We start from the raw sequence: 10,605 nt of genomic DNA, 5'->3' as shown, positions 1-10,605 counted from the left end.
GCCTCGGGGCCCCAGCAGCGCGCGGCGGTAGGCGGAGTCCGCCGCGCTTTCCGGGCAGCCGATGAAGGCCGTGCCCAGTTGCGTGCCCGCCGCGCCCAGCGCCAGGGCGGCGGCCATCCCGGCTCCATCCATGATCCCGCCGGCGGCGATCACCGGGATGGTCCAGGTCGCGAACCAGCATCCGGGTCAGCGGCAGGGTCGCGAACCGAAGATCGTCGGCCGGGTCGAAGACGCCGCGATGCCCGCCGGCCTCGACCCCTTGCGCCACCACCATATCGATCCCCGCGGCCTGGGCCGCCCGGCCTTCGTCCGGCGAGGTGGCCGTGGCCAGCAGCACCGCGCCTGCCGCCTTCAGGGTCGCGATCCGCCGGGCGTCCGGCAGGCCGAAGTGAAAGCTGACCACGGCCGCCGTTCCTCGACCAGGACGGCCAGCATGGCGTCGTCGACCAGGAAGCTCGCATAGATTTCGCGCAGCGTCGTCGGCGGCTCGGCCCCGAAGCCGGCGAACAGCGGGCGCAGGGCCTCGATCCAGGCCCGGTTGCGCGCTTCGTCCAACGGCGCGGGCGCGTGGCAGAAGGCGTTGACGTTGAAGGGCCGGTCGGTCAGCGCCCGGGTCGCCCGGATCTGGCTTCGCGCCGCCTCCGCCGCGATCGCGCCGACGGCGTCGACCCTAGTCCTCCGGCGTTCGACACTGCCGCCGCCAGTTCGGGCGTGGAGGTTCCCGCCATCGGCGCCTGGATGATCGGATGATCTAGCTTCAGGCGGCGGGTCAGGGCTGTCTGCATGGCGAAGCTCCGGTCCATCCCCAGATAGGCCGCCCTGTCCACGCCGCCAGCCCGCGGGTGCGCTAGACTTCCGGGTTCAGATTGCCGATTCGGACCTCATGACCATCCACTCCCCGCCGCCGGAAGGCGGCCGCATCGTCGACGAGCCGATGGGCGAGGCGCTGTCGCGCCGCTATCTGGCCTACGCGCTCTCGACCATCACCAACCGGGCGCTTCCCGACGTGCGCGACGGCTTCAAGCCGGTGCACCGGCGGATCATGTACGCCATGCACCAGATGCGCCTGAACCCGCAGGCGGCCGCGCGCAAATGCGCCAAGGTCGTCGGCGAGGTCATGGGCGGCTATCACCCGCACGGCGACGCCTCGATCTACGACGCCCTGGTCCGCCTGGCCCAGGACTTCTCGCAGCGCTATCCGCTGGTCGACGGCCAGGGCAATTTCGGCAACATCGACGGCGATAACGCCGCGGCCATGCGCTACACCGAGTGCAAGCTGACGCCGGCCGCGGTGCTGCTGATGGAGGGCATCGACCAGAACGCGGTCGATTTCCGCCCGACCTACGACGATCAGGACGAGGAACCGGTCGTCCTGCCCGCCGGCTTCCCCAATCTGCTGGCCAACGGTTCGTCGGGCATCGCGGTCGGCATGGCCACCTCGATCCCGCCGCACAACGCCGGCGAGCTGATCGACGCCTGCCAGCTGCTGCTGGAGCGTCCCGACGCCACGACCGAGGAGCTGGCGCAGATCGTGCCCGGCCCCGACTTCCCGACCGGCGGCGTCGCCGTCGAAGGCCACGCCTCGATCCTGGACGCCTATGAGACCGGCCGGGGCGGGGTGCGCCTGAGGGCGCGATGGGAGACCGAGGACCTGGGCCGCGGCGTCTGGCGCATCGTCGTCACCGAAATGCCCTACCAGGTCCAGAAGTCCAAGCTGATCGCCGACCTCGCCGACCTGATCGAGAACAAGAAGGCCCCGCTTCTCGCCGACGTCCGCGACGAGTCGGCCGAGGACATCCGCCTGATCCTGGAGCCGAAGTCCCGGACGGTGGAGCCTGAAGTCCTTATGGAAAGCCTGTTCAAGCTTTCCGATCTGGAGGTCCGCTTCCCGGTCAACATGAACGTCCTGGACGCCACCGGCACGCCGCGCGTCCTGGGCCTGAAGGCCTGCCTGCAGGCCTTCCTGGATCACCGTCGCGAGGTCCTGATCCGGCGGGGGCACTGGCGGGTCGAGCGGGTCGAGAAGCGGCTGCACCTGCTGGAAGGCCTGCGCATCGTCTTCCTGAACCTGGACGAGGTGATCCGCATCGTCCGCGAGGAGGAGCAGCCCAAGGCCGTCCTGATCGCCCGCTTCGGCCTCAGCGAGCTTCAGGCCGACTACATCCTGGACACCCGCCTGCGTCAGCTGGCGCGGATCGAGGAAATGGCGATCGAGAACGAATACAAGGAACTGCAGGAAGAACTTGCGGGCCTGCGCGCGATGATCGCGTCGCCGGCGCGTCAGTCCAAGCTGATCGCCGTCGGCCTGGCCGACGTCCGCAAGGCCCTGATCTCGCCCCGCCGCACCACTATCGCCGAAGCCGTCGACACCTCGGCCTTCGCGCCGGTCGAAGCCTTCATCCCGCGCGAGGCCATCACCGTCATCCTGTCGGAACGCGGCTGGATCCGGGCGGCCAAAGGCAAGGTCGAGGACCCGTCGGAGCTGAAGTTCAAGGAGGGCGACAGCCTGGCCTTCCTGGTCCCGGCCCATACGACCGACAAGCTGCTGGTCGCCGCCTCGGACGGCCGGATCTTCACCATCGGCGCCGACAAGCTGGCCTCGGGCCGCGGCCACGGCGAGCCGCTGCGGCTGATGATCGAGCTCGACGAGAAGGCCGGCATCGTCAACCTGCTGGCCCATCAGCCGGGCGGCAAGCTGCTGATCGCGTCGAAGGCCGGCTACGGCTTCGTCGCTCCAGAGGACGACCTGCTGGCCCAGAAGCGGGGCGGCAAGCAGGTGCTGAACGGCGAGATGCTGGCGGCCCTTCGCGTGGCCGGAGACCACGTCGCGACCGTCGGCGAGAACATCAAGGCGCTGATCTTCCCGATCGCCGAACTGCCCGAGATGGGCCGGGGCAAGGGGGTGAAGCTGCAGACCTTCAAGCAGGGCGGCCTGGCCGACGTCGCGGTCTTCAACGCCGAACAGGGCCCGGAATGGGCCGACGGCGGCGGACGGCGGCGCAACTGGCCGGACTGGAAGGACTGGCTGGGCAAGCGCGCCCAGGCCGGCCGCCAGGGGCCGCGGGGGCTTCGGAAGTTCCGCTGACGGACGGTGACGCCGATTTCATTATCCGGCGTGGCCGTATCGCGCGATAATCGAAGGCGGTCGGAGACCGGCCGGGTTGGAGACTGAAATGATCACCTGGATCGTCATCGGCGTCATCGTCGTCGTCCTGCTGTTCGTCGTGGTGGGCGGGTACAACAAGCTGGTGGCGCTGGATCAGCGCGCTGACCAGTCGTTCGCCGACATCGATGTGCAGCTGAAGCAGCGCCAGGACCTGATCCCCAATCTGGTCGAGACGGTGAAGGGCTACGCCACCCACGAGCGGGGCACCCTGGACGCCGTCACCGCCGCCCGGGCCGCCGCCGCCGGCGCGAGCTCGGTCAACGACAAGGTCCAGGCCGAGAACATGCTGACCGGCGCGCTCGGCCGCCTGTTCGCCGTCGCCGAGGCCTATCCGGACCTGAAGGCCAACACCAACTTCCAGCAGCTGTCGGCCGAGCTCTCGGACATCGAGAACAAGCTCGCGGCCGCCCGCCGCTTCTTCAACAGCGCCGTAAGCGAGTTCAACGCCGTCCGCCGCCAGTTCCCGACCGTCCTGTTCGCGGGCCTGTTCGGCTTCGGTTCGGACAAGCCCTTCTTCGACGTCGGCGAGGCGGACCGGGCCGCGATGAACGCCGCCCCGCCGCAGGTGAAATTCTGATCGCGGACCGGACCTGAGCCATGGGCGCCGTCGGGCTCCAGACGCACATCTGGGCCAACAACACCCGGTCGATCGTGCTGCTGGCCACCTTCCCGGTGCTGGTGGCCCTGATGCTGTACGGGGCGCAGCTGATCCTGATGGGCCTCGGCTTCCTGCCGGGGACGGGGAGGGGGCTGGGCGAGGACATGGCCCTGGCCGCCTCCTGGCTGGGCTGGACCGTGCCGGCGGCCTTCGTCGTCGCCGCCATCTGGTTCGCCATCTCATACTTCGGCAGCCAGGCCATGATCGACGCCCTGACGGGCGCGCGGAAGGTTGAGAGACGGTCTGAACCTGAGCTCTACAACCTTCTGGAAAACCTCGCGATCTCTCGCGGCCTGCGTACGCCGACCCTGCGCATCATCGAGAGCGACGCCCTGAACGCCTACGCCTCGGGCCTGCACGAGGGGCGCTACAGCGTCACCGTCACGCGCGGCCTGATGACCGTCCTCGACAAGGCCGAGCTCGAGGCCGTGCTGGCCCACGAACTGACGCACATCATGGCCAAGGACGTGCGCACCATGGTGATCGCGTCCATCTTTGCGGGCGTCATCAGCGTCATCGCCGAGATGGTCTTCCGGGGCCTGTTCTACGCCCGGGGCGGCGGGCGGCGGGACAACAAGAACGCCATGCCGCTGATCCTGATCGGCGTCGCCTTCGCGGTGATCGGCTTCTCGCTGTCCCTCGTCATCCGCATGATGCTGTCGCGGACACGGGAGTTCGTCGCCGACGCCGGCGCCGTGGACCTGACCAAGAACCCCGACGCCATGATCTCGGCGCTGCGCAAGATCGAAGGCCGTTCCGGCGTCAACGCCCCCGACGAGGTGCAGCAGATGTTCCTGGACAATCAGGCCGACGGAAACGGCCTGGAGCAGCTGTTCGCCAGCCACCCGCCGATCCAGAAGCGCATCGACGCCCTGGTGAAGTTCGCCGGCGGCCGCGATCCGGGCCCGTGGTCGGGCCAGGCGGCGCCGGCCTACGCCAGCTCCGTGCCGTTCACCGACCCCATCTGACGCGTCCGCCGGCGGCTGCGACCGATTCTGACGTAGCTATCCGCTAGGATGCTTCTCCCGTCATTCCGGGGCCAGGTTCGGCGCAGCCGGAACTGGCCCCGGAACCCAGGGCTTCGACGCTGGTGTAAAGCTCGCGCTTGAACGCCTGGGTTCCGGGTTCGCTCTGACGAGCGCCCCGGAATGACGGGGAGGGAGCGGCGGGCGCAGCCGTCCTCACCGGTCTTTGACAATCGAGCGGCGCAATTTGTGCACTGTGCACATCCCAAGCCCGAACCAAGCCATTGAAATCTTTCAACCGCTCCTGGGAAATGTGCACGATGTGCACTCGATTTTTTCCGAGTGCACATTTCGCCTCAGTCCAGCCGCTCCCAGCCCAGCCGGGTCAGCTGCTCCATCGGTCGGAAGGCGGCCTTGTAGTCCATCTTCTGCGATCCCCGGACCCAGTAGCCCAGGTAGACGAAGGGCAGGCCCACGGCCTGGGCCTGGCGGACATGGTCCAGGATGGCGAACCGGCCGGGGCTGCGCGGCTCCAGCGCCGGGTCGAAGAAGCTGTAGACCATCGACAGACCATCGGAGAGCAGGTCGGTCAGGCAGACGCCGACCAGGTCGCCGGGGCCGCCGTCGGCCGAGGGCATGCGATACTCGATCAGATGGGTCCGCACCGCCGTGTCCTCGACCATGGCGACATAGTCCAGCCAGCCCATCCCCGTCATGCCGCCGCCCGGGTGACGGGCCGACAGATAGCGCCGCAGGAGGTCGAACTGCTCGGTCGTCGCCTCGGCCTCGACCAGGTCGCGGGACAGGTCGTCGTTCAGCCGCAGCACCCGCCGCTGGGAGCGCGAGAAGCCGAACTCGCCGGTCGGAATCCGCACCGAGACGCAGGCGTCGCAGGTCTCGCAGGCCGGACGATAGGCGATGTTCTGGCTGCGCCGGAAACCGGCCTGGGTCAGCTCGTCGTTGACGTGGGCCCCGTCGCTGAACGGCAGGTTGGCGAACACCTTCCGCTCGGTCTGGCCCGGCAGGTAGGGGCAGGGCGCCACCGACGTCATGTAGAAGCGGAGCTGGCGCTGGGGGACGAACTGGGTCACGGCGTCAGTTCCGCCCCCGATTTCGCCGACAGTATGACGATCCGCGCGCCCATGGCCCTATCTGGCCCTGCGTCGCGGCGCGGGGCAAGCCCGTCGGCCCCACACGCCCGCGCGAAGGGCCGTGCGGGGCGGACGGTCACAGGCTGGTGTCCGTGGGCAGGACCGGCGCCTCGCGCAGCAGCACGATGGCGATCCGGCGGTTGCCCGCCAGTGTCGGGTCGTCGGGATAGAGCGGGTCCGACCCGCCTTGCCCGAGACCTTGGTAGACGCGGTCCGGATCCACGCCCCGCGGCCTGCAGCACCAGGCGGGAGGCGTTGGCGCGGGCCGAGGACAGCGTCCAGTCGTTGGGCCCCGTCGCCCGGTTCGCGCCGGGGGCGGCCGAGGTGTGGCCGGTGACCGAGATCCGGTTGGCAGCTGGGTGATGACGCGGCGATCGCCCGCAGCAGCAGCTGGGCGCGCGGATTGGGCCGCGACGAGTTCTGCTCGAACATCGAGCGGCCTTCCTGGTCGACCAGCTGGATGCGCAGGCCCTCGGGCGTCTGATCGATGATGAGCTGCTTGGACAGCTCGGCCAGCTCCGGCATGGACTGCATCGCCTGGCGCAGCGATTCCGCCGCCGAGGCGAAGTCGGCGGCCTCGCGCCGGGCGATCTCCTCGCGCAGCTCCTCCTCGCTGGCGGCGGCCAGGTTGGAGCTCTGGCCGGCCTCCTGCGGCGCGTCCGGCGGGGCCTCCGGGGCCAGCTGGGTGATCACCGACATCGATCCGTCGCCCTTGGCCCCGTCGTCGCCCAGCGACGTCCCGCCCAGGATTCCGCCCGACCCCGAGGTCGTCTGCGACACGCTGGCCGGCGCGAAATACTCGGCGATGCCGCGCTTCTGCTCCGGATCCGTGGTGTTGATCAGCCACATCAGCAGGAAGAAGGCCATCATGGCGGTCACGAAGTCCGCATAGGCCACCTTCCAAGCGCCGCCGTGATGGCCGTGCCCGCCAGCCTTCTTGATCTTCTTGATGACGATCGGACGATCGCTCATGGACATCGGCGCGGGGCCCCTGACGCTCTTCGTTAGCCTTAGGATCGGCCACGGACGTTAAGAAGCGGTTTGCCATGTTGATCTGCGCGGCCCTTGGTGCCGCCGCTGAACCGCCCGGCGCTTGCCCTTCGCGCCCGCGCCGCCTAGGTCGGGCTGTGCCCCTCGACCTTCCGACCGATGACGCCTTCGACAGCACCGCCTACCGGCGGGCGCTGGGCGGCTTCGCCACGGGCGTCTGCGTGGTCACCGCCCACACCGAGGCCGGGCCGCTGGGCATCACGGTCAACTCCTTCACCTCGGTCTCGCTCAGGCCGCCGCTGATCCTGTGGTGCCTGGACCAGAAGTCCTGGCGCCACGACGCCTTCGCCGCCGCCGACCGCTTCGCCGTCCACATGCTGCCGGTCGAGGACCAGCGGATGTCGGACCGGTTCGCCTGGGGCGTCAGCACCTTGTCGCCGGACGACTTCGACAGCTCCAGCCCCGAGCCGCCCCGGCTGAGGAACGCGCTGACCCGCCTGGTCTGCGATGCGCACGACCGGATCGTCATGGGCGACCACCTGACCATCGTCGGCGCCGTCCGGGCGTTCGAGACCCGGCCCGGCGCGGCCCTGACCTACTACCGCGGCCGCTACGGCGTCGCGGCGGAGCCTGAAGCATGAAGATTGGTTTCGCGGGCCTGGGCGTCATGGGCGGGCCGATGGCGCGTCACCTGGTCGAGGCCGGCCATGGCGTCGCGGGCTACAACCGTTCGCCGGACAAGGCGCGGACGTGGGCCGAGACCACCGGCGGAACCTTCGCCGCCACGGTCGCGGAGGCGGCGCACGGCGCCGAACTGTTCGTGCTCTGCGTCGGGAACGACGACGACGTCCGCCAGGTCGTGGCGGAAGCCCTGCCGCACCTGGCCCCGAGCGCGGTGATCGTGGATCACACCACCACCTCGGCCCGCGTCGCGCGCGAGATGGCCGCGCTGGCCGAAGGGCAGGGGGTTTTCTTCATCGACGCCCCCGTCTCGGGCGGCCAGGCGGGGCCGAGAACGGCCAGCTCAGCGTCATGGCCGGCGGCGACGCCGGCGCCCTGGCCCGCGTCGAGCCGGCGCTCATGGCCTATTCGAAGGCGATCAAGCACATGGGGCCCTCGGGCGCCGGCCAGCTGACCAAGATGGTCAACCAGATCTGCATCGCCGGCGTCGTTCAGGGCCTGGCCGAGGCCGTCCACTTCGCCCAGGCCTCGGGCCTGGACACTGACGCGGTTTACGAGGCCGTGTCCAAGGGCGCCGCCCAATCCTGGCAGATGGACAACCGCTGGAAGACGATGGCCCGCGGCGAGTTCCAGTTCGGCTTCGCGGTGGACTGGATGCGCAAGGACCTGGGCCTGGTGCTGGACGAGGCCCGCGCCAACGGCGGTCATCTGGCCCTGACCGCCCTGGTCGACCAGTTCTACTCCGAGGTCCAGGCCATGGGCGGCGCGCGCTGGGACACCTCCAGCCTGGCGGCCCGGCTGCAGGACCGCCGGCGCGGATAGGGCGGCGGCCTAGACTCAGGCCGTTGCGCGAACCGGTCGCGACCCGCAGCTGGCCCCGGCGCCGTCCCGATGATCCGTTTGAAGGCCCGGCTGAAGGCGGCGTCGGACTCATAGCCCATCCGCCGGGCCACGACGGAGATCTTCAGCCGGTCGCGCACCAGCCACAGCCGTGCCTGGTGCATGCGGACCTGGGCCACGTAGCGGGCCGGGGTCTCGCCGACGACGGCGGCGAACCGCTCCGCGAAGCCCGAGCGCGAGACGCCCATCATCCGCGCCAGCCCGGGCACGGTCCAATCCCGTCCCGGGTCCAGGTGGATCGCCGCCAGCACCCGGCCGACATCCGGGCTGCGCACCGCCGCGATCCATCCGGTGGCGTCGCCGCAGCCGCGCTCGACCCAGGAGCGGATGAGGCTGGCGGCCAGCACGTCGGCCAGCCGCGCCAGGATCCCGCCGCCGCCGACGCGGGTCGAGCCGACCTCGCGCACCATGGCGTCCAGCAGGTGCGGGATGCCGGGTTCGTCGGCCGTCAGGTCATGGGCCCACATCACCTCGGGCATCATCCGGAGCAGCGGGTGCAGGCCGTCGACGTTGAAATGCATGCTGCCGCAGAACATCAGGGTGCAGGGGCCCTGACCCCCGCCGCCCTGGACATCGTAGACGCTGCCGCAGATCGGCGTGACCTCATAGGCCGAGACGGGCAGGGGCGGCACGTCCGGGGCGCTGGCCAGCACATGCTCGGCGCCGCGCGGCAGGAAGACGGCGTCGCCCGCGCCCAGCCGCGTCCATTCGCCGTCGCGCACCCTCATCCAGCATCCGCAGACGCCGATGAAGTGGAAGCGGGCCGCCTCCTGAGCCGGAAAGGCGATCGCCCACGGCCCCGTCATCTCGCACCGGCCGTACTCCACGCCGTCCAGCCTGAGGCCGCGCAGCATGTCGGTCAGCGGATCGCTCGCGGGCAGGGAAGGTTTGGACGAACGGTCATGCATTATGGGTTTCCTAGCATGGAAACTCCACGCCGTCCCTCCCAACTGGCCGGGACCTGTCAGGAGACCCGCATGTCAGAACTCGCCCCCGCCATTTCAACCGAAGCCGATGCTCCACCAAGCGTTGGGGATGAACGCAGCGACCCGCTCTGGCTGGGCGTGGTCTCCATCGCGCTGGGGGTGTTCGGCCTGGTGACGGCCGAGTTCTTGCCGGCGAGCCTGCTGACCCCGATCGCCGCCGACCTGGGCATCTCGGTCGGAACGGCGGGGCAGGCGGTCACCGCCACGGCCGTCGTCGGCGCGATCACGGCGCCGACCATGGGCATTCTGACGGGCCGCCTGGACCGGCGCCTTGTCCTTTGGGGTCTGTCGTTGCTGCTGATCGTGTCGTGCCTGCTGTCGGCCGCCGCCAACGGCCTGGCCAGCCTCCTGGTCGCGCGGGTGCTGCTGGGCGTGGCGCTGGGCGGCTTCTGGTCGATGTCGGCCGCGCTGGCCATGCGGCTGGTCCCGATGAGCCTGTTGCCCCGGGCGATGTCCATCATCCTGACGGGCGTCTCGTTCGCCACCGTCTGCGCCGCGCCCGTCGGCGCCTGGGTCGGCGAGGTCTGGGGATGGCGCGCCGCCTTCCTGATCGCCGGCGGACTGGGCCTGGTCGCGCTCGCGGCCCAGATGTTCACCATCCCGCGGTTGCCGCCGCTCGGCGCGTCCAGCCTGCGGACCCTGGCCGAACTGCTGACCCGGCCGGCGGTCCGCCTGGGCCTCGCCGCCGTCCTGCTGATCGTCTCGGGCCATTTCGCGGGCTTCACCTACGTCCGGCCGTTCCTGGAGCAGGGGCCGGGCCTGGATGTCGCCGCCATCTCCCTGGTGCTGCTGGCCTACGGCGTGGGCGGCTTCTTCGGGAACTTCGCCGGGGCGTTCGTGGTCGAACACAGCCTGAAGGCCGCCGTCGGCCTGGGCGCCCTGCTGATCTCGGCCATGGCCGGCACGCTGGTCGTTCTGGGCCAATCGGGCGCCGTCGCGGCGGTCGCGGTCGCCGTCTGGGGCTTCGCTTTCGGGGCCTTGCCGGTGGGCTTCCAGACCTGGATCGTGCGGGCGGCGCCGGATCAGGCCGAAGGCGCCGGCGGGCTGCTGGTCGCGGCCTTCCAGGTCGCTATCGCCAGCGGCGCCGTCCTGGGCGGTCTGCTGGTCG

The 10,605-nt window shown here is 70.1% G+C and carries 10 protein-coding genes and 3 pseudogenes; 6 read left to right on the top strand and 7 right to left on the bottom strand.

The window, feature by feature from the left end:
* The 4 genes and pseudogenes from AC2W7C_RS07875 to AC2W7C_RS07860 form a co-directional block, all read right to left on the bottom strand.
* Positions 1 to 117, bottom strand: a 117-nt coding sequence (locus AC2W7C_RS07875) for a nitronate monooxygenase (RefSeq protein WP_486000944.1), incomplete at its 3' end; no start/stop codon positions are given.
* Positions 118 to 259: 142 nt separating this feature from the next.
* Positions 260 to 403: pseudogene (locus AC2W7C_RS07870) on the bottom strand (nitronate monooxygenase); the annotation flags it as partial.
* The gene (locus AC2W7C_RS07865; protein WP_486000942.1) at positions 352 to 555 is read right to left on the bottom strand and encodes a hypothetical protein; all 204 of its coding nucleotides are present in this window, start codon (positions 553 to 555) and stop codon (positions 352 to 354) included. The pseudogene AC2W7C_RS07870 and the gene AC2W7C_RS07865, both read right to left, overlap by 52 nt.
* Before the next feature lie 47 nt (positions 556 to 602).
* The gene (locus AC2W7C_RS07860) at positions 603 to 728 is read right to left on the bottom strand and encodes a hypothetical protein (protein ID WP_486000943.1); all 126 of its coding nucleotides are present in this window, start codon (positions 726 to 728) and stop codon (positions 603 to 605) included.
* A 155-nt stretch (positions 729 to 883) separates the two neighbouring features.
* Here AC2W7C_RS07860 and parC point away from each other — a divergent pair, with 155 nt between their 5' ends.
* The 3 genes from parC (at position 884) to AC2W7C_RS07845 (ending at position 4,792) form a co-directional block, all read left to right on the top strand.
* Positions 884 to 3,085, top strand: a complete 2,202-nt coding sequence (gene parC / locus AC2W7C_RS07855; RefSeq protein WP_486000941.1) for a DNA topoisomerase IV subunit A — start codon at positions 884 to 886, stop codon at positions 3,083 to 3,085.
* A gap of 88 nt (positions 3,086 to 3,173) precedes the next feature.
* The gene (locus AC2W7C_RS07850) at positions 3,174 to 3,743 is read left to right on the top strand and encodes a LemA family protein (RefSeq protein ID WP_486000940.1); all 570 of its coding nucleotides are present in this window, start codon (positions 3,174 to 3,176) and stop codon (positions 3,741 to 3,743) included.
* Positions 3,744 to 3,763: 20 nt separating this feature from the next.
* Positions 3,764 to 4,792: a M48 family metallopeptidase gene (locus AC2W7C_RS07845; protein ID WP_486000939.1), complete on the top strand. Its 1,029-nt coding sequence runs from the start codon at positions 3,764 to 3,766 to the stop codon at positions 4,790 to 4,792.
* 353 nt (positions 4,793 to 5,145) lie between these two features.
* Here AC2W7C_RS07845 and AC2W7C_RS07840 read toward each other — a convergent pair whose 3' ends face one another.
* The gene (locus tag AC2W7C_RS07840; protein WP_486000938.1) at positions 5,146 to 5,880 is read right to left on the bottom strand and encodes an arginyltransferase; all 735 of its coding nucleotides are present in this window, start codon (positions 5,878 to 5,880) and stop codon (positions 5,146 to 5,148) included.
* Between the two features lie 136 nt (positions 5,881 to 6,016).
* Positions 6,017 to 6,912 (bottom strand): annotated as a pseudogene (locus AC2W7C_RS07835) (flagellar motor protein MotB).
* Positions 6,913 to 7,067: 155 nt separating this feature from the next.
* On the opposite strand from AC2W7C_RS07835, the gene AC2W7C_RS07830 reads away from it, so the two are divergent.
* Together AC2W7C_RS07830 and AC2W7C_RS07825 are read left to right on the top strand one after the other, a co-directional pair.
* Positions 7,068 to 7,571 (top strand): flavin reductase family protein, encoded by a 504-nt coding sequence (locus tag AC2W7C_RS07830; RefSeq protein ID WP_486000937.1) that lies wholly within the window; start codon positions 7,068 to 7,070, stop codon positions 7,569 to 7,571.
* A pseudogene (locus AC2W7C_RS07825) lies at positions 7,568 to 8,433 on the top strand (NAD(P)-dependent oxidoreductase). The gene AC2W7C_RS07830 and the pseudogene AC2W7C_RS07825 overlap by 4 nt, the downstream one beginning before the upstream one ends.
* Here the strand turns inward: AC2W7C_RS07825 and AC2W7C_RS07820 are convergent.
* Positions 8,349 to 9,419: an AraC family transcriptional regulator gene (locus AC2W7C_RS07820; protein WP_486000936.1), complete on the bottom strand. Its 1,071-nt coding sequence runs from the start codon at positions 9,417 to 9,419 to the stop codon at positions 8,349 to 8,351. The pseudogene AC2W7C_RS07825 and the gene AC2W7C_RS07820 sit on opposite strands and share 85 nt — an antisense overlap.
* Before the next feature lie 69 nt (positions 9,420 to 9,488).
* Between AC2W7C_RS07820 and AC2W7C_RS07815 the strand changes: the two genes are divergently transcribed.
* A partial coding sequence (locus tag AC2W7C_RS07815) for an MFS transporter (RefSeq protein ID WP_486000935.1) occupies positions 9,489 to 10,605 on the top strand: 1,117 nt, incomplete at its 3' end.

It is taken from the genome of Brevundimonas sp. CURTG3B2_SDJG (genome assembly GCF_057364705.1).
This window is presented reverse-complemented; position numbering and strand designations above follow the sequence as displayed.